The 25,739-nt window shown below is 33.9% G+C and carries 21 protein-coding genes; 16 read left to right on the top strand and 5 right to left on the bottom strand.

Annotated elements, in window-relative coordinates:
• The first annotated feature begins 15 nt into the window (after positions 1-15).
• Complete coding sequence (locus AST99_RS01820) at positions 16-1,452, top strand: sodium:solute symporter (protein ID WP_057778529.1); 1,437 nt, start codon at positions 16-18, stop codon at positions 1,450-1,452.
• Here the strand turns inward: AST99_RS01820 and AST99_RS01825 are convergent.
• Positions 1,429-1,791 carry a CoA-binding protein gene (locus AST99_RS01825; protein WP_057778530.1) on the bottom strand — a complete coding sequence of 121 codons (363 nt, stop codon included), beginning with the start codon at positions 1,789-1,791 and terminating at the stop codon, positions 1,429-1,431. The genes AST99_RS01820 and AST99_RS01825 overlap by 24 nt on opposite strands.
• Positions 1,792-2,234: 443 nt before the next feature.
• Entirely contained in the window at positions 2,235-3,245 is a 1,011-nt protein-coding gene (locus tag AST99_RS01830) for a 3-oxoacyl-ACP synthase III family protein (RefSeq protein ID WP_057778533.1), read from the bottom strand.
• Between the two features lie 174 nt (positions 3,246-3,419).
• Here AST99_RS01830 and AST99_RS01835 point away from each other — a divergent pair, with 174 nt between their 5' ends.
• Together AST99_RS01835 and htpG are read left to right on the top strand one after the other, a co-directional pair.
• The gene (locus tag AST99_RS01835) at positions 3,420-5,849 is read left to right on the top strand and encodes an alpha/beta hydrolase family protein (protein WP_057778535.1); all 2,430 of its coding nucleotides are present in this window, start codon (positions 3,420-3,422) and stop codon (positions 5,847-5,849) included.
• A 156-nt stretch (positions 5,850-6,005) separates the two neighbouring features.
• Complete coding sequence (gene htpG, locus AST99_RS01840) at positions 6,006-7,916, top strand: molecular chaperone HtpG (RefSeq protein WP_057778604.1); 1,911 nt, start codon at positions 6,006-6,008, stop codon at positions 7,914-7,916.
• A gap of 77 nt (positions 7,917-7,993) precedes the next feature.
• On the opposite strand, the gene AST99_RS01845 is transcribed toward htpG, so the two are convergent.
• Positions 7,994-8,371: a hypothetical protein gene (locus AST99_RS01845; protein ID WP_057778537.1), complete on the bottom strand. Its 378-nt coding sequence runs from the start codon at positions 8,369-8,371 to the stop codon at positions 7,994-7,996.
• 132 nt (positions 8,372-8,503) lie between these two features.
• Positions 8,504-8,962, bottom strand: coding sequence for an Lrp/AsnC family transcriptional regulator (locus tag AST99_RS01850; RefSeq protein WP_057778539.1), 459 nt, complete (start codon positions 8,960-8,962; stop codon positions 8,504-8,506).
• Positions 8,963-9,117: 155 nt separating this feature from the next.
• On the opposite strand from AST99_RS01850, the gene AST99_RS01855 reads away from it, so the two are divergent.
• The 6 genes from AST99_RS01855 to katG all read left to right on the top strand — a co-directional run bounded on the left by AST99_RS01855 (position 9,118) and on the right by katG (position 16,101).
• A complete protein-coding gene (locus AST99_RS01855; RefSeq protein ID WP_057778607.1) occupies positions 9,118-10,320 on the top strand; it encodes an aminotransferase class I/II-fold pyridoxal phosphate-dependent enzyme in 1,203 nt (400 codons plus the stop codon).
• Between the two features lie 166 nt (positions 10,321-10,486).
• Positions 10,487-11,971: a Na+/H+ antiporter NhaC gene (gene nhaC, locus AST99_RS01860; protein WP_057778541.1), complete on the top strand. Its 1,485-nt coding sequence runs from the start codon at positions 10,487-10,489 to the stop codon at positions 11,969-11,971.
• Positions 11,972-12,107: 136 nt separating this feature from the next.
• Positions 12,108-12,746 carry a peroxiredoxin gene (locus tag AST99_RS01865; RefSeq protein ID WP_057778543.1) on the top strand — a complete coding sequence of 213 codons (639 nt, stop codon included), beginning with the start codon at positions 12,108-12,110 and terminating at the stop codon, positions 12,744-12,746.
• A gap of 61 nt (positions 12,747-12,807) precedes the next feature.
• Positions 12,808-13,122, top strand: a complete 315-nt coding sequence (locus tag AST99_RS01870; RefSeq protein ID WP_057778545.1) for a thioredoxin family protein — start codon at positions 12,808-12,810, stop codon at positions 13,120-13,122.
• Positions 13,103-13,360 carry a DUF6952 family protein gene (locus AST99_RS01875; protein ID WP_057778547.1) on the top strand — a complete coding sequence of 86 codons (258 nt, stop codon included), beginning with the start codon at positions 13,103-13,105 and terminating at the stop codon, positions 13,358-13,360. Before AST99_RS01870 ends, AST99_RS01875 begins: the two co-directional genes overlap by 20 nt.
• Positions 13,361-13,926: 566 nt before the next feature.
• Complete coding sequence (gene katG, locus AST99_RS01880; protein ID WP_057778609.1) at positions 13,927-16,101, top strand: catalase/peroxidase HPI; 2,175 nt, start codon at positions 13,927-13,929, stop codon at positions 16,099-16,101.
• 158 nt (positions 16,102-16,259) lie between these two features.
• Here the strand turns inward: katG and AST99_RS01885 are convergent, their stop codons facing one another.
• Positions 16,260-16,838, bottom strand: coding sequence for a fasciclin domain-containing protein (locus AST99_RS01885; RefSeq protein WP_057778549.1), 579 nt, complete (start codon positions 16,836-16,838; stop codon positions 16,260-16,262).
• A gap of 234 nt (positions 16,839-17,072) precedes the next feature.
• Here AST99_RS01885 and tpx point away from each other — a divergent pair, with 234 nt between their 5' ends.
• The 7 genes from tpx (at position 17,073) to AST99_RS01920 (ending at position 25,727) form a co-directional block, all read left to right on the top strand.
• Entirely contained in the window at positions 17,073-17,579 is a 507-nt protein-coding gene (tpx, locus tag AST99_RS01890) for a thiol peroxidase (RefSeq protein WP_057778551.1), read from the top strand.
• The gene (locus AST99_RS01895) at positions 17,572-17,940 is read left to right on the top strand and encodes a diacylglycerol kinase (RefSeq protein ID WP_057778553.1); all 369 of its coding nucleotides are present in this window, start codon (positions 17,572-17,574) and stop codon (positions 17,938-17,940) included. The genes tpx and AST99_RS01895 overlap by 8 nt, the downstream gene beginning before the upstream one ends.
• A 65-nt stretch (positions 17,941-18,005) precedes the next feature.
• Complete coding sequence (locus AST99_RS01900; protein ID WP_057778555.1) at positions 18,006-20,462, top strand: DNA translocase FtsK; 2,457 nt, start codon at positions 18,006-18,008, stop codon at positions 20,460-20,462.
• A 1-nt stretch (position 20,463) separates the two neighbouring features.
• Positions 20,464-21,105 carry an outer membrane lipoprotein periplasmic chaperone LolA1 gene (lolA1, locus tag AST99_RS01905; RefSeq protein ID WP_057778611.1) on the top strand — a complete coding sequence of 214 codons (642 nt, stop codon included), beginning with the start codon at positions 20,464-20,466 and terminating at the stop codon, positions 21,103-21,105.
• Between the two features lie 7 nt (positions 21,106-21,112).
• Complete coding sequence (locus AST99_RS01910) at positions 21,113-23,095, top strand: LptF/LptG family permease (RefSeq protein WP_083495567.1); 1,983 nt, start codon at positions 21,113-21,115, stop codon at positions 23,093-23,095.
• Positions 23,096-23,116: 21 nt separating this feature from the next.
• Entirely contained in the window at positions 23,117-24,271 is a 1,155-nt protein-coding gene (ribB, locus tag AST99_RS01915) for a 3,4-dihydroxy-2-butanone-4-phosphate synthase (RefSeq protein WP_103191408.1), read from the top strand.
• A gap of 172 nt (positions 24,272-24,443) precedes the next feature.
• Positions 24,444-25,727, top strand: a complete 1,284-nt coding sequence (locus AST99_RS01920) for an APC family permease (RefSeq protein WP_057778560.1) — start codon at positions 24,444-24,446, stop codon at positions 25,725-25,727.
• Positions 25,728-25,739: the final 12 nt, after the last annotated feature.

Genomic DNA, 25,739 nt, shown 5'->3' on the forward strand with positions numbered 1-25,739 from the left:
TTCGAAAACTATTTTATGAGCGCTACTCAAATTATCTTACTTATTGTCGCCTATTTTGGTGTCCTTATTTTAATCTCTTATATCACTGGAAAAAAGGCAGATAACAATGCTTTCTTTAAAGGAAACAAACAATCGCCTTGGTATGTTGTTGCATTTGGAATGATTGGAGCTTCTCTCTCTGGAGTCACATTTATTTCGGTTCCAGGCTGGATTGAAGCGTCTCAGTTTAGTTATATGCAGGTAGTTTTTGGTTATGTGGTAGGGTATTTAGTTATTGGTACAGTCCTATTACCGCTTTATTACAAGCTTAATTTAACGTCTATTTACACCTATTTAGAAGAGCGTTTTGGAAACTACTCTTATAAAACAGGCGCCTCTTTTTTTTTAATTTCTAGGATTGTTGGCGCGAGTTTTAGATTGTTTTTAGTTGCCAATGTATTACAAATTATTTTGTTTGACGATTTAGGAATTCAATTTTGGCAAACAGTAACCATTACTGTATTATTAATCTGGTTATACACTTTTAAGTCTGGTATAAAGACCATTGTTTGGACAGATACTTTACAAACGCTTTTTATGTTGGTTGCCATTGGTGTTGCCATTTACTCGGTAAGTGCAGATCTTAATCTTGGCGGAAAAACAGCCTTAAACTTTGTATTGGATAGCGACCTTTCTAAAATGTTCTTTTTTGATGATGTAAAAACTGCAAATTATTTTTGGAAACAATTTATATCTGGAGCCTTTATAGCCATTGTTATGACAGGTTTAGACCAAGATATGATGCAAAAAAATCTAACTTGTAAATCGCTTAAAGATGCCCAAAAGAATATGTTTTGGTTTACCATTGTACTTACCATTACAAATTTTGTAATTCTAAGCTTAGGTTTACTATTAACCGTTTACGCACAACAAAACGGCATAGATGCCCATAAAGACGATTTATTTCCTATTCTAGCAAAGCATCATTTAGGAACTGGTGTTTTTATATTCTTCTTATTAGGATTAATTGCGGCGGCTTATAGTAGTGCCGATAGCGCACTAACCTCGTTAACAACCTCTTTTAGTATTGATATTTTAGACATCGAAAAGAAATACGATGAAGCCAAACAAATTAAAGTAAGGCGACAAATTCACGTGCTAATCTCTCTACTTTTAATCTTAGTAATAATTACCTTTAAATACGTTATTAAAGACGAAAGTGTTATTGCCAAACTGTTTGTATTTGCAGGATACACTTACGGACCATTATTAGGACTGTACAGTTTTGGATTATTTACAACTTGGAAGGTAAAAGACAAGCTTGTACCATTAATAGCTGTGCTCTCACCTATTTTGTCTTATATAATTAGCGTAAATAGTTTAAAATGGTTCGGCTTTGAATTTGGATTTTTTATTCTAATTCTAAATGGATTTTTAACCTTTTTAGGATTAGTATTGATTCGTAGACAATAACACTAAAGTACAAGCAATTTCAAAATCAATTCCGTTTTCCTTTAAAAGCTCATAAAATTCTGGATTTTCTGTCCCAGGATTAAAGATTACACGTTTAGGATGTAAGCCAATTATATAATTATAATACTGCTCTTGCCGCTTCGGGTTTAAGTATAGCGTCACTGTATCTATATCTGTATATGCTTTTAAATCGGTATCGATAATCACATCAGAAACTTCTCCAGATCTTAATCCAAAAGCAACGGTGTCCTGCTTAGCGGCTACTAATCGTTTTATCGCTCTATTAGAATAACGTTCGGTCTTCAGAGAAGCTCCTACGACTAATGTTTTTTTATTCATATGTAATGATATATAAAATAGTTTAAAATATATGTAACAAGAACTAAAAAATCTAGTCTTTCTTATATAGCAATCAATTTAAAAATTAACTCTAACACTTAAAAATATCACAACATATGGTGTAAAATAAATTTAAGTCTGAGTTTGACGAAATCTGAAAAGTTTAATGGAAACAAGAAATAATATCTATTAGTTTTCTAAATATTGTGTTAATAGTGTTAAACTTTTCAAAATTACTGATTATCAAAGCAATAGGCAGTGTTTTTTTTCGTTACCTTTAAATAAATACATTGAACGAATTATCATTTTACTTTTGAATTAGTCTTCTTACCAAAATTATTATTCGCAGAATTGTGTTAACTTATAGATTGATTAATAGCTAATAATCAAAAACAAAGCCGAAACTTATATTTCGGCTTTTCTATTTTATAATCTGTAATAATTTACCATTTAATAATGGCACTTCCCCAAGTAAAACCACTACCAAAAGCAGCTAAAACAACGGTATCTCCTTCTTTAATTTTTCTTTGCTCCCAAGCTTCTGTTAAGGCAATTGGAATAGATGCTGCCGTGGTATTACCATATTTCATGATATTATTGAAGACTTTATCATCTGTCAATCCAAATTTTTTCTGAATGAATTGCGATATTCTTAAGTTCGCTTGATGCGGAATTAACATATCAATAGCATCTTTATCTAAATTATTAGCCATTAACCCTTCCATAATCACTTCACTAAAACGAACCACGGCATTTTTAAATACAAATTGTCCATTCATATGCGGAAAATAACTCTCGTCTTCAGGATCGTTATCTTTTAATATATCACTAACCCAACGCGACCCCATTGCTGGAGCGATTAAAGCTAACTCTTCTGCATGTTCACCTTCAGAATGTAAGTGCGTAGATAATATACCTTTAGAATTATCTTCTGTTCTACTTAAAATCGCTGCTCCTGCTCCATCTCCAAAAATTACAGAAACCCCTCGTCCTCGTGTCGAAATATCTAAACCTTTAGAATGAATTTCACTACCAATCACTAAAACATGCTTATACATTCCTGTTTTAATAAACTGATCGGCTACCGAAAGTCCATAAATAAATCCAGAACATTGGTTACGGATATCTATAGCACCTACAGTTTTTATATCTAAAGCTTGTTGCACTTGCACACCTGGTCCTGGGAAATAATAGTCTGGACTTAGTGTAGCAAACACGATTAAATCAATATCGTTTTTATCTATACCTGCACGCTCAATCGCAACCTTTGCTGCTTTTACTCCCATTACAGAAGTCGTATCTTCAGAACCTGCCTTTACCCATCTTCGCTCTTTAATACCTGTGCGTTCTTGTATCCAAGCATCATTAGTATCCATTAGTTTAGACAAATCGTCGTTGGTTACTACATTGTCTGGAACATAATATCCAAGACCTATAATTTTAGAATTGTACATAAATTAACTTTTATAAGGTGCAATTTAATCATTTAAAATGTAAAACGATTCCAAACGCATTTCCAATTACTATGCAAGCATAACAACTGTAAATACAGTCCTACACTACAACTGTAAAGTTTTTTTTACTAACTTCATCAGCTTAAACTCATTCTAAACAATATTTATTTGCCCATGAAACATTTTTTTACTCTTTTTCTGTTCTGTTTTGTCATAACAGGATACGCCCAAGAAAACTTAACGTACCAAAAACCACACAAAAACATTTTAGAATTAGCTGAAGCGCCACTTGCTCCAAGTATCCGAATGGACAGCAAAGGAGAGCATATTGTATTATTATACAGAAGCAGCTACAAAACTATTGAAGAACTTTCTGAAACCGAATTACGCCTAGGAGGTTTACGTATTAACCCAGTAACCAATATTGGAAGCCGCACACGGTATTACACAGATGTAAAATTAAGCACCAGAAATGACGGGACTCCTAAGGCCGTTTCTGGATTAACTGCAGATGGACGTTATGCAAACTTTTCTTGGTCGCCAAATCAGGAATACATGACGTTTACAAAAACACTTAGCACTGGTGTAGAATTATGGCTGTTAGATATTGAAAACGCTTCGGCTAAAAAAATAAGCGAAGCAAATTTAAATGCCAACATGGGAAATCCTGTAACTTGGTTTAAAGACAGCGAATCTTTATTAGTTAAAGTATTACCAAAAAACAGAGCGGCGTTAATTAATACTAGCGAAGCAGTACCAACAGGACCAACAATTTCTGTAAGTGAAGCTGGTGTAAAAGCGCAAAACAGAACGTATCAAGATTTGTTAAAAAACAAAAACGACGAGCATAATTTTGAACAATTATCTCAATCTGAATTATACAAAGTAACCTTAGACGGGAAAGCAACACTTTGGAAACCAGCAGGAATGTATCGTGGTATTTCGTTCTCTCCAGACGGTAACTACATCATGCTTACTACTATTAACAAACCTTTTTCTTACCTAGTTCCTTATAGCAGATTCCCTTCAGAATCTATTGTATATACAGCTAAAGGCGATTTAGTAAAATCTGTATTACAAGTGCCTTTAATTGAAGATTTACCTCAAGGATTTATGGCAGAGCGTACAGGAAAAAGAGATCTAGATTGGCGTGGAGACAAACCTGCAACCTTATATTGGGCTGAAGCTTTGGACGGAGGAGATCCTGCTAAAGACGTACCATTTAGAGACGAAGTCTTCCAACAAGACGCTCCTTTTAATGGAAAAATCACTTCTTTATTAAAAACCAAAGACCGTTTTAGAGGCATTACTTGGGGAGACGACCATACTGCAATTGCTTATGATATGTGGTGGAATTCTCGTAACACCAGAACATATGTATTCGATCCGTCTAACGCGAGTAAAGCTCCTAAAATTTTATTCGATCGTAACTACCAAGATCGTTACAGTGATCCTGGACAATTTGTTTCTACAAAAAACGAATTTAGCGAGTATGTTTTAGACTTAAATAAAAACTCTGCTTATTTAATTGGAGATGGTTATAGCGATGCTGGTAAATTTCCGTTTGTAGATGAAATAAACCTAAGTACAACAAAAACAAAACGCTTATACCAATCTAAATTAACAGATAAAGTTGAAAGTATTTCCACGGCCTTAAATGCTAAATCTGGAGAATATATTGTTAGTATAGAATCTAAAAACGAATATCCTAATTATTACGTTAGAAACATTAAAAAACGTAACGGATTAACTCCATTAACACATTTTGAAAATCCGTTTAAAAGTCTTCAAGACGTTAAGAAGGAAGTTATTTCTTATAAACGTGCAGATGGTTTAGATTTATCTGGAACATTATATTTACCTACAGATTATGAAGCTGGTAAAAAATACCCAATGGTAATGTGGGCTTATCCGCGAGAATATAAAGACAAAAATAGTGCAGCACAAAGCACATCTAGCTCTAACGAGTTTACCTATCCGTATTATGGTTCGCCTATATATTGGGTAACTAGAGGTTATGTGGTGTTAGACGATGCTGCTTTTCCTATTATTGGAGAAGGAGACGAACAGCCTAATGATACTTTTAGAGAACAGTTAGTTGCCAATGCAAAAGCTGCTATAGATGCTGTAGATGGTTTAGGTTATATAGATAGAGACCGTGTGGCAGTTGGTGGCCATAGTTATGGTGCATTTATGACAGCCAATTTATTAGCACATTCTAATTTATTTGCTGCTGGTATTGCACGTTCAGGAGCATACAACAGAACATTAACGCCGTTTGGTTTCCAAAGTGAAGAACGTAACTACTGGGAAGCTCCAGAAATTTACAACAGCATGTCACCTTTTATGCATGCAGATAAAATGAAAACGCCTTTACTACTTATACATGGTGAAGCAGACAATAATTCTGGAACCTACCCATTACAAAGTGAGCGTTACTTTAATGCTTTAAAAGGACTAGGTGCACCAGTAAGATTAGTCATGTTACCTCGTGAAAGTCACGGTTATTCTGCCAAAGAATCTATTTTACATATGCTTTGGGAACAAGACCAATGGTTAGAAGAGCATGTGAAAAACAAAGAAAAAACAGAATCAGCAGAATAAGATTCACCAATAACATCTGCTTATATATCACAAAAATGCCATTCCTTTCGAATGGCATTTTTTCATTTATCAATGTCAAATTGTCACTTTTCTATCCTTGGTATTTTTTTTGACTATCATGTATCAGAATTAAATCAATTTAAAAACATACATATTATGACAAAAGGAAGTATTAATGTTTCGGTAGAAAATATCTTTCCATTAATTAAAAAGTTCCTATATAGCGATCACGAAATATTTTTACGTGAATTAATTAGTAACGGAACAGATGCAACCCTAAAGCTTAAACACCTTACAAGTATTGGTGAAGCAAGTGTAGAATATGGTAACCCACACCTTGAAGTAAAAATTGATAAAGAAGGAAAGAAACTTCATATTATCGATCAAGGTTTAGGTATGACTGCTGATGAAGTAGAAAAATACATTAATCAAGTTGCCTTCTCTGGAGCTGAAGAATTTTTAGACAAATACAAAGACTCTGCTAAAGATTCAGGTATTATTGGACATTTTGGTTTAGGATTTTACTCTGCATTTATGGTTGCAGATAAGGTTGAAATTATTACAAAATCGTTTAAAGACGAGCCTGCTGCACATTGGACTTGCGACGGATCTCCAGAATTTACATTAGAGCCTTCAGATAAAACTGAACGCGGTACAGAAATTATTCTTCATATTGCAGAAGATTCTACAGAATTCTTAGAAGAAGCGCGTATTAGTAGTTTACTTTCTAAATATAACAAGTTTATGCCAGTGCCAATTAAATTTGGAACTAAAGAAATTGACGATCCTGAGCATGAACCTGCAACAATTACAGACAAAGACGGAAAGGAAACAAAAGAACCTCAACGTAAAATTACTGTAGATAACATTATTAACAACCCGAATCCAGCTTGGACAAAACAACCAGCAGATTTAGAAACTGAAGATTATCAGAATTTCTATCGCGAGTTGTACCCAATGCAATTCGAAGAGCCTTTATTCCATATTCACTTAAATGTAGATTATCCGTTTAATCTTACTGGGGTTTTATATTTCCCTAAGATGACGAATGATATGGGAGTACAAAAAGACAAAATCCAATTGTACCAAAACCAAGTATATGTTACAGATAATGTAGAAGGAATTGTACCTGAATTCTTAACGATGCTACGTGGTGTAATAGATTCTCCAGACATTCCATTAAACGTCTCTCGTAGTTATTTACAAGCAGACGGTGCGGTTAAGAAAATCTCATCTTACATTACTAGAAAAGTTGCAGACAAATTAAAATCGCTATTTAACGCAAATCGTGAAGATTTTGAAGCAAAATGGAACGATATTAAAATTGTGATTGAATACGGAATGCTTTCTGAAGATAAATTCTTTGATAAAGCTGAAGCTTTTGCACTTTACCCAACTGTAGATGGTAAATACTTTACTTATGAAGAATTAACTGAAAAAATAAAAGACGCGCAAACCGATAAAGATGGTAAGCTAGTTATTTTATACGCATCAGATAAAGACGCACAACACAGTTATATTGAAGATGCTAAAGCAAAAGGTTACGAAGTATTATTATTAGACTCTCCTATTATTTCGCATTTAATGCAAAAATTAGAAGGCTCTAAAGAAAACATTACCTTCTCTAGAGTAGATGCAGATCACATCAATAATTTAATTAAGAAAGAAGACACTCAAATTTCTAAATTAAGTGACGATGAAAAGAAAAAATTAGAAGAGGTTTTAAAAGCAGCTATTCCTGCAGAGAAATTTTCTGTACAATTAGAAACGTCAGACAGTGATGCAACACCATTTATTATTACGCAGCCAGAATTTATGCGTCGTATGAAAGAGATGCAACAAACTGGTGGTGGCGGAATGAACATGTTTGGTAGTATGCCAGAAATGTACAACTTAGTGGTTAACACTAACGCACCTTTAGTATCTGATATCTTGAATACAGAATCTGAAGACGATCAAAAACGTTTAATTACGCAAAGTTTAGATTTAGCTCGTTTATCTCAAGGTTTATTAAAAGGAGAAGAACTTACTAACTTCATAAAACGTAGTTACAGCATGATTAAATAATCTTGCAATTATCACATATAAAAATCCCCACTTTAATTAAAGTGGGGATTTTTTTTATTTATATGTAATGAGTTTTATTAATCAAGAAAGAAATAGTTTTCTGTTAACAACAATTCTTTTTTATCTACTGCATGATCTAATTCGACTTTGACTGTAGGTAAAACATTAAAAAATTTACGCCCGTCTGCTCGCTTTATTACAGCTACTCTAGAGCCATCTGTATCTTCTATACTTACTACTTGTACTTTTAAACCTGCCAAGCTATTATAATTTATAATACCACCACGTTTTATGATAAAATTACTCTTAGGAAATTTCAAAGAGGCATAGGTAAATGTACTTGGAGTACCAAGTGTTACTACATCTCCTACATTTACAGGAACAGGGTTAACATGTAAGGCGCTAGCTGTCAAACTTAAAGACAACAATCCTGCAAAAAATAAAACTTTTTTCATACTTAATTTATTTATTATAGACCGAAAATATCTAATTTAAACACGATTTAAAAATTATAATTCTTAATAAATTATTAAAATATATAGCTTCAGATTAGGTGCATTTTTCATCTCTTTTTACAGACTTTATATCTAAACGGGAACTATAGTACTGTGTTTTACTTCGTTAATCACAAACATACTGTGGGTACTTCCTATATGATTTATTGTAGTGAGCTTATTCACCATAAATTCTCTAAAAGCAACCATATCTTTAACCAACACTTTTAGCAAATAATCGTAATCACCACTAATATGATAACATTCCATAACCTCGTCTAGATTTGCAACTTCTTTTTCAAACTGCACCACGTAATCCTGACTATGTTTTATTAATTTAATATGACAGAAGGCTACAAACGATTTTTGTACTTCAGCTTTATTCACCATAGCTACATAACGATCAATAACACCATGATGTTCTAATTTTTTAATACGTTCGTAAACAGCGGTAACAGATAAATTTAATTGCACAGATAATGCTTTAGTGGTCTGTTTGCTGTCTGTTTGTAATAATGTTATGAGTTGCTTATCTATAGGATCAAAAGTCATCATGTAAATTTTTCTATGTAGTGGATTAAATTCAGTACTTAAGCAAATTTAAAACTATTTAATCACTAATATTTAGTTTTAAAATCTAAATAAATCACACTCTATTGATTATTAATCTAATTATCATGAATTTTAATAGATTAAAAATTAATAATATGGCATTTAAACCCGCAAATAAACTAGAAGATTTACAACAATTTGGAGAATTTGGAGGCATTAACCCTTCCATTTCAGACTCAACTACATATACGTTTTTAACCGCTAAAAGCATGCAAGATACTTTTGAAGGAAAAACAGAAGGTTGCTATTTATACTCTAGACACACGTCCCCTTCCAATTTAAATTTAAGTGAAGCCTTAGCAGCTATGGAAGGTACAGAAACAGCACAAGTCTTTGCTTCTGGAATGGCAGCAATCTCATCTACATTACTACAATTGTGCAATGCAGGTGATCACATACTTTCAAGCCGAACTATATATGGAGGAACCTATGCCTTTTTAAAACATTTTTCTCCGAAATTCAAAATAGAAACCACATTTGTAGACATCACAGCTTTAGATCGTGTTGAAGCCGCTATTACTCCAAACACCAAAGTGTTATACTGCGAATGTGTGAGTAACCCGTTATTAGAAGTTGCAAACATTGAAGGATTAGCAAGACTGGCTAAAAAGTACAACTTAAAACTTGTTGTAGACAATACATTTTCACCTTTAAGCATGTCTCCAGCTTTACTTGGTGCAGATGTAGTCTTACACAGTTTAACCAAATTTATAAACGGAAGTAGTGACACCGTAGGCGGTGTAGTCTGTAGCTCTGAAGATTTTATAAATCAATTAAAGGATATTAATAGCGGAGCATCTATGCTTTTGGGTGCCACTATGGATAGTATGCGTGCGGCCTCCATATTAAAAAATATAAGAACACTTCATATTCGTATGCAACAGCATAGTAAAAACGCAATGTATTTGGCAGAGAAACTTGAAGCTAACGGGTTAAAAACGGTGTACCCAGGTTTAAGCTCGCATCCTGAACACAAACTATACAAAAGTATGATGAATACGCAATATGGTTTTGGAGGGATACTAACAGTTGATGTAGGAACTCATGACAAAGCAAATGCATTAATGGAGCTTATGCAAACTAATAATATAGGATACCTTGCTGTAAGTCTGGGATTTTATAAAACTTTATTCTCTGCCCCAGGAAGTTCTACATCGTCTGAAATACCAGAAGCCGAACAAAAAGAAATGGGACTATCGCAAGGCATTATACGGTTCTCTATTGGACTAGATGCAGATATAGAACGTACCTACAGGATAATGCACGATTGTATGGTACAATTAGAGATTTTAAAATAAAAATTGAGCTTTTAGACTTTAAGACACACTTCTTTTTATTAGAAGTGTTTTTTTTTGACACTTTTTTTATAGATTTTGTTTATCTGAATCTCTATTTGCACATAAGCGTGTAAAATCGTAACATTACAGAAGAATATATTTATTATTTTAATCCTAATAATTGCGCATGGAAAGCCAAGATATAAAGCCAAAAAAAACTGAAGACAACCCCATTGTAGAAAACAGAGAATTAAGTATTTGGGAAGCATTAACCCCAGTTTTGGCTTTAGTAATCATGCTCTTTTACAACGTAAAATATGCATTTGGAGACGATGCATTAAGCGGAAGTAATCAGTTTATTTTATTACTTGGTGCTGCAGTTGCTGCTATAGTAGGCTTTTTTAACAAGGTGTCTTACGAACAAATGCTTGAAGAAGTCGCTGAAAATATAAAATCGACTACAGGTGCTTTACTTATCCTCCTATTTGTAGGATCTCTAGCAGGTACTTGGCTTATAAGTGGTATTATTCCCTCTATGATTTACTACGGACTACAAATATTAAGTCCGTCTATTTTCTTGCCTGCCTGTGTTATTATTTGTGCTATTATATCTATTGCTACGGGGAGTAGTTGGACTACGTCTGCAACTGTAGGTATTGCCTTAATTGGAATAGGAAATGCTTTGGGTATAGACCATGGAATGACAGCAGGAGCTGTAATTTCGGGTGCTTATTTTGGAGATAAAATGTCGCCATTAAGCGACACGACTAACCTTGCTCCTGCTATGGCAGGAGGAGAATTATTCTCGCATATAAAGTACATGACGTACACAACCATACCTACACTTATAGCTACTTTAGTGATCTTTATTATAATCAGTTTGTCTTTAGACGTTCATGGTACTACAGACACATCGGCTATGCTTAGCTCTATAGACAGTGCCTTTAATATTTCTCCATGGCTATTTTTAGCGCCCGTTTTAGTCATCCTATTAATCGTTAAAAAAACACCTCCGTTACCGGCTTTACTTGTAGGTACATTATTAGGTGGTATTTTCGCGCTTATATTTCAACCTGAAATTGTAAAGCAAATAACAGGTGCAACAGAACTAAATGCACTTACAGCTTATAAAGGAATCATGACTGCGATTACTGTAGATACTTCGGTAGCTACAGATAGTATAGAGTTAAACGATTTATTTTCTTCAGGCGGAATGGCAGGTATGCTAGGAACCATTTGGCTAATTATATGTGCTATGGTTTTTGGAGGTATTATGGATGCAATTGGTGCCTTAGCTAGAATTAGTAAAGCTGTGCTACAATTATTCGATTCTGTATTTGGTTTATTCGCCAGTACAGTAATTAGCTGTATCGGACTGAATGCAATTGCGAGTGACCAATATTTAGCCATTGTAATTCCTGGAAGAATGTATAAAAAAGCATTCGAAGATAAAGGCTTAGCGCCAGAAAACTTAAGTAGAACCTTAGAAGATTCTGGTACAGTAACCTCGGTTTTAGTGCCTTGGAACACTTGTGGTGCTTATCAGAGTAGTGTGTTAGGTGTAGATACTTGGCATTATGCTGGCTATGCGTTTTTCAATTATTTAAGTCCGTTTACTACATTAATATTCGCTGCATTTAAAATAAAAATTAAGCAACTTACTGATAAATAGTCAACAACTATAATCCTTTTTTAATGGTATAGAAAAAAGCTATATCAGTATAAATTTTTAAAATTTTGTTCACACTTTAAACAGAGATTCTACCGTATATTTGCAATGTAAAAATTAACAATTAAAAACATATTACATGGCATTTGTAGGTAAAAAATTTCCAGATTTAAACGTTGACGCAATGAACGAAATGGGCGATACTTTTAAAGTAAACGTTCTAGATGAAGCGGTTAACAACAAGAAAAAAGTAGTTTTATTTTGGTACCCAAAAGATTTCACTTTTGTTTGCCCTACAGAATTACACGCATTCCAATCAGCTGTAGCTGAATTCGAAAAAAGAAACACTATTGTAATTGGTGCGTCTTGTGATACTCCTGAAGTACACTTTGCATGGTTAAACACAGCTAAAGACAACGGTGGAATTGAAGGCGTAACTTACCCAATATTAGCAGATTCTAACAGAAACTTAGCGTCTACATTAGGAATCTTAGATATTACTAACGAAACATTTAACGAAGAAACTGGAGTTGTAACTGTAGAAGGTGATAACGTAACTTACAGAGCAACTTACATTATAGATGAAGATGGTGTTGTACAACACGAAAGTATTAACAACATGCCTTTAGGTAGAAATGTTGGAGAATATTTACGTTTAGTAGATGCTTTAACTCACGTTCAAGAAAAAGGTGAAGTTTGTCCTGCAAACTGGGAAGAAGGAAAAGATGCAATGAACGCTAACAGAGATGGTGTTTCTAGCTACTTAGCTTCTCACTAATTAAAAAACACAATCTACCATCCTTTGTCGTTAAAGGATGGTAAACTAAAAATCATCTATTATGGTACAAGAATTAGAACAAGACAATTTAAAAGATATTGTATCTGGAAATGATACAGTTATTGTACAATACTCGGCAACTTGGTGTGGTAATTGTAGAATTATGAAACCAAAATTTAAAAAATTAGCTACCGAAAATGAGAATATTACTTTCGTTATTGCTGATGCTGAAAAATTTACAGAATCAAGAAAATTAGCGAACGTAGATAACTTACCTACTTTTGCTACCTTTAAAAAAGGAGCTTTTGTTAACCAAGTACAAACAAATAAGTTTGACGTTTTAAAAGAGTTAGTCGATGAAGTTACCAGTAATTAAACACTTAACTCAATTTATTGAGGACAACGACGAAGATTTCGTAAACGAAACAATCGAAACACTTGAAGCTTTAACAGAAGTATCATCTTTAAAAGATGAAGAACTTGATGTTATTGGCGAATTAATCTCTAACATGTATGGTGCCTTAGAAGTTAATAGTATGATTAAAGATGGAGTACCACAAAAAGAAGCACTTAACAGTTTTATGAAACGTGTATTAGGCTCTATAGATAAATAACAAAGCTTTATAATATCTAAATCCCCTTTTTCTAAACAGAAGAAGGGGATTTTTTGTTTTATATATAGTCAACACACATCTTCCCCATTTTTAGTATGTTATATCAGTTACAAACCTTTAAAATTTATCAGTTTACGTTTATTTCTGTAAGCCTTAATTTCTCACACCGACTTACAGTATTAACAACCTATTAAATTTGATGAATAGTTTAGAAAAAACAGTCTTAATTCTTACATTCTCAATTATTTAATCAAAATAACTGAGTTTTCTTATTATTTTCTTTTAATTTTAAGAGAACCAAAAAGCAAATTATAATTTATAATTATAACACAAACACTAACCATCAATTATACTTATACTTGAATAGAATATGAAAATTAAATCTTTCAATTTCTCACTCGTAACTAAGGTATATTTGAACTGTAGCAATTTAAAAAATCCTAAACCTTATAGATATGGAAAACGATAACAAATCAAATCCAATGGGAGACATTAGCCAATGTCCACATCACCAGCAACAGCAGCAAGCTGAACAAGCAGAACCTATCACTGCAGAAAATCAAGAAATGTCAAATCCTCATGCATCATCTGCGGGTAAATGCCCAGTTATGCATGGAGCAAATACTTCTAATCAAGATTCTGTAATGGAATGGTGGCCAAACGCCCTTAACCTTGATATTTTACATCAACACGACACAAAAACAAATCCTTTAGGCGAATCATTTGACTATCATGAAGAGCTTAAAAAATTAGATATTGAAGCTTTAAAAAAAGACATGCATGCGTTATTGACAGATAGTCAAGATTGGTGGCCTGCAGATTGGGGACATTACGGTGGATTGTTTATCCGTTTATCTTGGCACTCTGCTGGATCTTACCGTACATCAGATGGTCGCGGTGGCGGTGGTACAGGAAACCAACGTTTTGCACCATTAAACTCTTGGCCAGACAATGTAAGTTTAGACAAAGCAAGACGATTATTATGGCCTATCAAGAAAAAATATGGTAATAAAGTAAGTTGGGCCGATTTAATTGTATTGGCAGGAACAATTGCTTACGAAAATATGGGCTTAAAAACTTACGGTTTTGCTTTTGGACGTACAGATATTTGGCACCCAGAAAAGGACACCTATTGGGGAGCTGAAAAAGAATGGCTAGCACCAAGTGATGAGCGTTATGATGATGTAGACAACCCATCGACTATGGAAAACCCATTAGCAGCAGTACAAATGGGATTAATTTACGTAAATCCAGAAGGTGTTAATGGTAAACCAGATCCTTTAAAAACAGCTGCACATGTACGTGAAACTTTTGCACGTATGGCTATGAACGATGAAGAAACTGTGGCATTAACTGCAGGAGGACATACAGTAGGAAAAACACATGGTAATGGAGATGCTAGTATTTTAGGTCCAGAACCAGAAGCTGCTAATGTAGAAGAACAAGGTTTAGGTTGGACAAATCCAAATCAAACAGGTAAAGGACGCTACACCGTAACCAGCGGACTGGAAGGTGCATGGACTACTCACCCTACGAAATGGGATGGCGGATTTTTTGAAATGTTATTTAACCACGAATGGGAATTAGTTAAGAGTCCTGCTGGAGCTTTACAATGGGAGCCGGTAACTATTAAAGATGAAGACAAGCCTGTTGATGTGGAAGATGATAGTATCCGTCACAATCCAATGATGACCGATGCAGATATGGCTATGAAAATGGATCCTATTTACAAGGAAATCTCATTAAAATTCATGAACGATCAAGAGTATTTCTCTGAGACATTCGCTCGTGCTTGGTTTAAACTAACCCACAGAGATATGGGGCCTAAAGTAAATTACATTGGAACTGATGTTCCAGAAGAAGACTTAATTTGGCAAGATCCAATTCCTGCAGGAACAACAGAATATGATGTAGATGCTGTTAAAGCTAAAATTACAGCTTCAGGATTATCTATTCCAGAAATGGTAAATACTGCTTGGGATAGTGCACGTACATATCGTGGATCTGACATGCGTGGTGGAGCAAACGGCGCACGTATTCGTTTAGCACCTCAAAAAGATTGGGAAGGTAATGAACCACAACGTTTAGCTCATGTATTATCTGTATTAGAACCTATTGCTAAAGAATTCGGAATTAGTATAGCAGATACTATAGTTTTAGCTGGTAACGTCGGAATTGAACAAGCTGCAAAAGCAGGTGGAATTCCTGTAACGGTACCTTTTTCTCCTGGACGTGGAGACGCTACAGACGAAATGACTGATGCAGCATCTTTTGAACCTCTAGAACCTTTAGCTGATGGATATAGAAACTGGGTTAAAAAAGATTACGTAGTAAGTCCAGAAGAATTAATGTTAGACCGCACCCAATTAATGGGCTTAACTGCTCCAGAAATGACTGTTCTAGTTGGAGGTATGAGAATGTTAGGAACTAACTTCGACAATACTAAACATGGTGTGTTTACTGATAAAGTTGGCGCTTTAACAAACGATTTCTTTGTAAATCTTACAGATATGGATAACACGTGGAAACATGTAGACAATGGACTATATGAAATTCGCGATCGTAAAACAGGCACTGTAAAATGGACAGCGACACGTATGGATTTAGTTTTTGGATCTAATTCTATTTTACGTTCTTATTCTGAAGTCTATGCACAAGACGATTACAAAGAAAAATTTGTAAACGATTTTGTAAAAACATGGGTTAAAGTAATGGATGCAGATCGATTCGATTTAAAATAATAGTAAAGTTTAAATATATAAAAGCAATAGCGGCTTCAATCTTAGATTGGAGCCGCTATTTTATGTTTTAAACAAGTGTATTAAAAGTAGAATATAACTAAAAAAAGAGCCACTTCGTAACGAAGCAGCTCTCTAAACCTTAACTAACCCCTAATTAATTAAGATTTTGGTAACAAAACAGAATCAATAACATGAATTACCCCGTTAGATTGATTTACATCAGCAATTGTTACTTTAGCAGAATTTCCGTTTTCGTCTGTCACATAAACGTCTTTTCCTTTTAACCATGCCGTAATCATTCCACCACTTACGGTTTTAATTTCAGCTTTTCCTTTTCCTTTTTTAATCAGTTTTAAAATCTCCTTAGCATTCCATTTTCCTGCTACAACGTGGTATTTTAACACCGTCTGTAATTGCATTTTATGTTCAGGCATTAGTAATGTTTCTACTGTACCTTCTGGTAATTTATCGAACGCTGCATTAGTAGGGGCAAATACAGTAAATGGTCCTTTACTAGATAATACATCAACTAAATCTGCAGCTTTAACAGCAGCGACTAAAGTGGTATGATCTTTAGAGTTCACAGCATTTTCGACTATATTTTTAGACGGATACATTTTAGCACCTCCTACCATAACGGTTTTTTCATTCATCATTTTCTCTTGAGAGAATCCGGAAATAGAAGTAAATAGTGCGACTGTAAATAATGCTGATTTTAATAATTTTAATGTTTTCATAATTTTAATGATTTTGGATATTGTTATGTTATTCTTTCTGTTCTATTAACGAATTTTAAAGGAAGACGGTTTTTACATTTTAAACACCTTAACAATTTTTTAACCAACCACAAACCATTAACATATTGATTACAAATGATTTAAATTCATATTAAAAAATTAAAAAAAAGGCAAACAAATAGCTAAAACATCTATTTATTATTAATTTTAGCATGTAATCAAAAAATCATAAATATGGCAACTGTAACCTTAAAAGGAAACGCAATAGAAACTTCAGGAGAATTACCAAAAGTAGGTACTAAAGCTCCAGATTTCACTTTAACAACTATAGAGTTAGGTTCAAAATCTTTAAAAGATTTTGAAGGAAGCAACGTTATTTTAAACATATTTCCAAGTGTAGATACTGGAACTTGCGCGCAATCTGTAAGAGAATTTAATAAAGAAGCAAGTAGTTTAGAAAACACTAAAGTACTTTGTATTTCTAGAGATTTGCCTTTCGCTCAAGCCCGTTTTTGTGGCGCAGAAGGATTAGAGAGTGTAATTTCTTTATCAGATTTTAAAGATGGTAGCTTCGGTAAAGCATACGGTTTAGATTTTAAGACAGGACCATTAGAAGCTTTACATTCACGTTGTGTTGTTGTTTTAGACGAAAAAGGTGAGGTAAAATACACAGAGCAAGTCTCTGAAACGGTAGACGAACCAAATTACAAAGCCGCTTTAGAGGCATTACAAAATGGCTAAAAAAGAATCACTTCTAGTGAATAGAATTAAAAGTGTAGGATATGCGTATAAAGGCGCTATCCTACTCTTAAAAACAGAAGCGAGTATAAAAATCCAGTTCGTGATTGCAGTTTGCGTCACCGTTGCTGGATTTTATTTTAATATATCGCCTACAGAATGGATGGCTCAAACTCTAGCTATTGGTATTATTATGACTGCCGAGGGCTTAAACACAGCAGTAGAAGCCATTGCAGATTTTATTCATCCAGAACACCATACAAAAATTGGCTTTATTAAAGACATCTCTGCCGGAGCTGTTTTTATAGCTGCCATTGCAGCAACTATCGTTGGTTTTATTATTTATATGCCAAAAGTATTTTAAATACTATACCTTTAGGATAAACGTTAGTAATTTGTATTTTTGCTCAAATTAACAACAGCGCGTTGATGGCTAAAAAAAAACCAAAAACTAAACAATCTAGTACGCCTAAATTTAAGAAACCAAGTCTAAAATTAACGAACCAACAAAAGCTTATTTTTGGTAGTTTGCTTATTATTCTTGGGATAATTTTAGGTACCGCATTTTTATCCTATTTTTTTACCGGAAAGGCTGACCAAAGTATCTTAAACGAATTTTCTACACGTCAGGCAGAAGCAGATAACTGGGTTAAAAAATTAGGAGCTTACCTGAGTGATATCTTTGTATATCGCGGCTTTGGTATTGCTGCTTTTATTTTTTCTGGATTATTAATACGATCTGGTTTACACGTCCTTCTAGATATTAACTACGAGAAATTAAGACGTCATTGGTTTTGGGGACTTTATATTATTTTATGGTTTTCAATATTTTTTGGCTTTTTTGGCGAAAAACATGCTATTCTTGGTGGAACTGTCGGATTTGAAACCAATACCTTTTTACAAGACTATATCGGAATTTTAGGGGTATCTCTCCTCCTATTCTTTGGGTTAATTGTCTATCTCGCTACACGTTTTAAAATCACGATACACAGTTTTATAGCTTTATTTAAATCGGCTAAAAAAGATATTTCAGACGAATTAAAATCGAATGCAGACGACGACAACTTTGCTTTCGACAATAATCTAACTGAAGAAGCAGAAGCCATTAAAGCGGCGCATTTAGCCACTCAAAAAGAAGCTCAACAAACAAAGCCTAAGCCTAGCACACCAGAACCGGTTAAGGAACCAACTCCTGTTGTCGAGTTCGAGCCTATTGCTAAACCGCAACCTGTAAAAGATATTCCTGAAAGCTCTTTTGAAGTTACAGCTCCAAAAGAAGAACCGATAGAAGAGGCAGCGGAATTAAAAATTGAAACCGTTGAAGAAGAACTTTCTGAAACCGATAATTTATCAAATAAATTAGTCGCAGATTTTGGTTTATTTGATCCGACTCTAGAACTGGGAAAATATCAATTTCCGCCATTAGATTTATTAAAAAAATACGATAACGAAGGCATTTCTATCAATCAAGAAGAACTTGAAGGCAATAAAAATAGAATTGTAGAAACCTTAAACAATTATAAGATAGGAATAGCGAGTATTAAGGCCACTATAGGACCAACCGTAACTTTATATGAAATTGTGCCAGAAGCCGGAGTTCGTATTTCTAAAATTAAAAACTTAGAAGATGATATTGCCTTATCGCTTTCTGCATTAGGGATTCGTATTATCGCGCCTATTCCTGGAAAAGGAACCATTGGTATAGAAGTGCCTAATAAAAATTCTACGATTGTATCCATGCGATCTGTAATTGCGTCGCAGAAATTTCAAAAATCAGATATGCAATTGCCTATTGCTTTTGGTAAAACCATTAGTAATGAAACCTTTGTAGTCGATTTAGCTAAAATGCCTCACATGCTTATGGCTGGTGCAACAGGTCAAGGTAAATCTGTTGGACTAAATGCTGTACTTACATCCTTATTATATAAGAAGCATCCTGCAGAAGTGAAGTTTGTTTTGGTCGATCCTAAGAAAGTGGAATTAACCCTTTTCAACAAAATAGAACGTCATTATTTAGCAAAACTTCCAGACGAAGCTGAAGCAATTATTACAGATAATACCAAAGTAATTAATACACTTAATTCACTTTGTATAGAGATGGATAACCGTTACGAAATGCTTAAAAATGCATTGTGCCGTAACATTGTAGAATATAACACAAAATTTAAAGCACGAAAATTAAACCCAAACGACGGTCACGCCTTTTTACCTTACATTGTATTGGTGGTCGATGAGTTTGCCGATTTAATTATGACGGCTGGTAAAGAAGTTGAAACTCCTGTAGCACGTTTAGCACAATTAGCTCGTGCCATTGGTATTCACTTAATTATAGCCACACAACGTCCATCTGTTAACGTGATTACAGGTATTATTAAAGCCAATTTCCCGGCGAGAATCGCATTTAGAGTAACATCTAAAATCGATTCCCGAACTATCTTAGATGGTTCAGGAGCAGATCAACTTATTGGTCGTGGAGATATGCTTTACACCCAAGGAAACGAATTAGTACGTATACAATGTGCGTTTGTAGACACCCCAGAAGTAGAACGTATTGTAGATTTTATTGGAGCGCAAAAAGCATTTCCAGACGCACACTTACTTCCAGAATATGTGGGTGAAGAAGGTGGCACAAATCTTGATATTGATATATCCGACAGAGATAAATTATTTAAAGAAGCCGCAGAAGTTATTGTTACAGCACAACAAGGTTCTGCCTCCTTATTACAACGTAAATTAAAATTAGGTTATAATCGTGCCGGGCGATTAATCGATCAATTGGAAGCCGCAGGTATTGTTGGTCCTTTTGAAGGCAGTAAAGCCCGCCAAGTATTAGTTCCAGATTTTATAGCGTTAGAACAATTATTAGAAAATGAAAAGAATAACTAGAATGAAAACATTTTTACTTTCACTTACCTTATGTATTACACTCGTAGGGTTTAGCCAAAACGACGCTAAAGCGAAAGCCTTATTAGATCAAGTATCTTCAAAAGTAAAATCTTATGATAATATTGCATTAGATTTTAAATACGTTTTACAAAATACATCTGAAAACATTAATCAAGAAACTCGTGGAGATGTGGTTATGGAAGGTGACAAATATGTTTTAAACATCTTAGGCATTACCAGAATTTTTGACGGTAAAACGCTATACAGTATCAATCCTGAAGATGAAGAAGTGACTATTTCTAAAGAAGATCCAGAAGCAGAAGGCAGCATTACTCCTAGTAAAATGTTATCCTTTTACACAGATGGTTACACGTATAAAATGGGTGAAGAAAAAAACATTAAAGGACGCAAAATTCAGTTTGTTAAGTTAACACCAATGGATTCTAATTCAGAAATCAACCATGTTTTATTAGGTATAGATCCTCAAACTAAACACATATACAATTTAATTGAAGTTGGTAGTAACGGTACGCAAACGACGCTTACTGTAACCTCTTTTGAAACAAACCAAACGTTATCTAAAGCGTTATTTTCTTTCGACAAAAACAAATACAAGAATTACTACATCAACAAATTAAATTAGGTCCTACTTGAAAATTTTAGATCGATATATCTTAACCACATACCTTAAAACCTTCCTTAGTGTTTTTATAATACTAATGATGATTTTTGTGTTGCAAACCATCTGGCTATTTATAAAAGAATTGGCTGGAAAAGATTTGGATGTTGTGGTTATTTTAAAGTTTCTACTATACTATTCTCCTAAATTAATTCCGTTAGTATTACCACTTACCATATTATTATCTTCTATTATGGTATTCGGAAATTTTGCAGAGAACTATGAGTTCGCAGCCATGAAATCTACAGGGATTTCACTGCAACGTGCTATGGCTGGTTTAAGCGTATTTATAGTAATATTAGGTATCGTGACCTTTTTCTTTTCTAATAATGTTATTCCTTGGGGAGAGTACAATTCTTACAACCTCCGTAAAAACATTGCTAAATTAAAACCTGCAATGGTTATTGCTGAAGGCCAATTTAACGAAGTAGGAACTATAAATATAAAGGTCGAAAAAAAGACAGGCGATAAAGGACAATATTTACATGATGTTATAATTCATAAAAAAGCAAATAGTGGTCTAGGAAACTATACCACTATTACTGCTAAAAATGGTGAATTAATTGGACAAGAAAATTCAGATATTTTAAAACTGATATTAAAGGACGGTTATTATTACGATGATACACCTCCAAAAAAATCAAAGGAAAGACGCCGCAGACCCTTTACTAAAAGTGCTTTCGATGTCTATACGATTAACACCGATTTGTCTCAATTAAACGATGTCGATTTAGACGATAAAAATGTTGAGGGAAAGTATAATATGTTAAATGTATCTGACCTAAATTACACCATCGACTCACTAGCGTTAGAGCGTGATGAAGATTACCAAAAACTATCCAAAAATATATATAACCGCTATAGTATAAAAAACTTAGAACTGAGTTTAAAACCTACTACAGATACTGTATTTAAAGGTAATATTTTAGAACTATATGGTAATGACAAGCGTTTACAGATTGCAGAATTAGCAATAAATAGTTCTGCAAGCACCAAACAAATTCTTGTAAATAATCAAAAATCGTTTAAAACAAAAGCAACCTGGTTAAACAAGCATGTTATTGCCTTACACGAGAAATTATCTTTAGGATTTGCCTGTGTAATTCTCTTTTTTGTTGGCGCACCATTAGGCGCATTAATTAGAAAAGGAGGTTTAGGATTACCTATGATTATTGCCATATTACTATTTTTAACCTATCACTTTATTGGGATATTTGCAAAAAATAGTGCCAAAGACGGAACGTTTAGTCCAATATTAGCGACTTGGTTTTCAACAATAGTCATGTTTCCATTAGGTGTATTTTTAACACGTCGTGCCACCGCAGATAAAGGCTTATTTGAATTTGATCATATTTTAATTCCGCTTAAAAAAATATTTAAATTTAAAACAGGTTCTGAAGATTTTGCCGACGGATTTAATCACGATTTCAGTGATTTTAAACGTTATAAAGAAGACAAACTTTTAAGTATTATAATGGATCCAACAGCTTACAATTATCACGAATCTGGTAAAATTGAAGCTTTATATACTTTAGAAGAACGTAACTTAGATTTACAGGCGATAAGACAAAAAGGAATTCAAATTGATGAAATATTTGAAACCTCAAAACATATTGTAACTCGGGTTAATATATACTCTAAGATTGCGTTAGTGTTTAATATAACAGGTATTGTATTACTCGTTTTATTCTTCATTTTAAGAAATAATAAAATGCCCGATTTAGCATCAATCTGTATACAACTAAGTGTTATATCTTTACTTATTTATCTCGTATATTATATTGCACAACAATTTAACATTATTGCTTTTAACAAACATTTAAAGCAAAAAAGTAAGCAGTACAATATATTATTTACAATTTTAGGGTTTATAATTTACCCTTTAGCTCATGTCTTTTTTAAATACCAAACTAAGGCAGACTTAAGCACAAATGCAATACAACATTTAAACTAAAAGCAATATCTTTGCATCATGATGACAGAACCTAAAGAAAAGACATCTTCATCTTTTAAACTACATACTATTAAAGAAGCCATTAACGACATACGAAATGGTAAAGTCATTATAGTTGTAGATGATGAAGACCGTGAAAACGAAGGCGACTTTATTGCCGCTGCATCTAAAGCAACACCAGAAATGGTGAACTTCATGGCCACACATGGTCGTGGCTTGATTTGTGCTCCGCTTACAGAAAGCCGCTGTAAAGCCTTAGATTTACATATGATGGTCTCTAACAATACAGACCACATGGAAACAGCCTTTACAGTATCTGTAGATTTACGTGGAAAAGGCGTAACTACAGGAATTTCTGCTGCAGACCGCGCACTTACAGTTCAAGCTTTAGTAGACCCAGAAACTAAATCGTATGACTTATCTAGACCAGGACATGTATTTCCTCTTGTAGCGAAAGATGGCGGTGTATTAAGGCGTACTGGACATACAGAAGCGGCTATAGATTTAGCCCGATTGGCTGGTTTAGAACCTGCGGGAATGATTGTAGAAATCATGAACGAAGATGGTTCCATGGCACGATTACCTCAGCTAAAATTAGTTGCAGAAAAATTTGATTTAAAAATTATTTCTATTGAAGATTTAGTGGCTTACAGAATGCAACACGACTCTTTAATTGAAAAACAAGAAGATTTTGATATCGAAACCCGTTTTGGAAGATTCCGCCTTAGAGCCTATAAGCAAACTACTAATAACCAAGTGCATATTGCATTAACTAAAGGCCAGTGGAAATCTGATACACCTGTGTTAACGCGAATAAATTCTACACTGGTTAATAACGACATATTAGGAACCTTAACCAATAATGCTGATGCCAAATTAGACAGCATGTTTAAAGTTATTAATGATGCTGAAAGTGGTGCTATAATTTTTATAAATCAGGAGCCTACTGCAATGAATATTATTAGTCGTTTGGCCATACTAAAACATGAACAAAAAGAAGACACCGTGACTAAGGCGCCAAGCATTGCTATGGATAATAAAGACTTTGGTATTGGAGCACAAATTTTGCATGATTTAGGAATCCACAAACTGAGATTAATATCTAACAGCGAACACACTAAACGTGTTGGAATGATTGGTTACGGATTAGAAATTACAGATCATGTAAATTACTAATCATATATAAATTCAATAATACAAACCACCTGCTTTCAGGTGGTTTTTTTATTTGTAAACATTACAATAATTTCCTAAAAGGAAGCTATACAATACTATCAGCATTATTAAGATGCTATATATTTATTACCTTGATGATTATTTTATAAACCACACCCGAAAACAAAACGTTATGTCTGAAAAAATAAGTTTAAAGGATGCCATCTCAATCGGAATTGGAGGTATGGTTGGTGGCGGAATTTTTGCCGTTCTAGGACTCGCGGTTTCTTTAGCTAAAGGCGGAACACCTATTGCCTTTCTATTCGCCGGTCTTATTGCATTACTTACCGCATATTCTTATTCTAAATTATCTAAACGTTACCCAGAGAATGGCGGGACTGTAAAATTTATTCATCAGCAATTTGGCAATGGAATTTTGGCAGGATCTATAAATAATTTACTTTGGATAAGCTACATCGTCATGTTGGCACTTTATGCCTCTGCGTTTGGATCTTATGGAGCAACATTAATAGTTTTAACTGGAGATACCGTTTTAGACACCCATATTTTACAAACGGCTATAATTGCATTAGCCTTAAGTATTAATTATTTAAGTGTAACCCTTGTAAGTAGAATTGAATCTGTTGCGGTAGTTATTAAACTTATCATTTTAATTGTATTTATAGGAGTTGGTTTCTACGGATTTGTGAGTCATCCAGAACATCTCGTGCAACTCACTCCAAAACATTGGGAAAGTCCGCTGTCGTTACTCACTGGAGGGATGGTAATATTTGTTGCTTATGAAGGTTTTGAGTTGATTGCAAATTCTATTTCAGATCTAAAAGACAGAGAAAAAAACACTGAAAAAGCATATTTTGGCGCTGTAGGATTTGTAGTTATCTTGTATATATTAATTGCAATAGTTACGGTTGGCTCTTTACCTTTTGAGCAAATAGCCGATGCTCAAGATTACGTGTTAGCCAAAGCAGCCGAACCTACATTAGGACATTTGGGGTTTACTATTATTACTATTACAGCATTAATTTCAACATTTTCTGCTATTAACGCCACAGTTTTAGGAAGCGGAAGAGTAAATTTTGATATTGCTGAAGATGAAGAATTACCAAAATATTTCTGCCATCAGTATTTAGGCAAACCTATCGGATTGTTAGTTACCGCCCTACTTTCTATACTCCTTGTAAATCTGTTTAACTTACAAAGTATATCTACAGCAGGAAGCGCAGGATTCTTACTTGTTTTTGGCATTGTAAATTATATAGGATATAAAAAACACGATATCTTAGGCTCAAGAAAATGGATTCACATCATAGCCAGTGCACTCTGTTTTTTAGCTTTTGTGAGTTTAATTATTCAACAGTTTTCTACAAATAAAACAGGCGTAATTGTATCTCTAAGTATCATTTTAAGTTGTTTTATCTTAGAGTTTATCTACAAAAAAACAGTATTAAACACCTAAACACCAATCAAG

The sequence above is a fragment of the Formosa algae genome (genome assembly GCF_001439665.1).
Lineage (GTDB): Bacteria > Bacteroidota > Bacteroidia > Flavobacteriales > Flavobacteriaceae > Formosa > Formosa algae.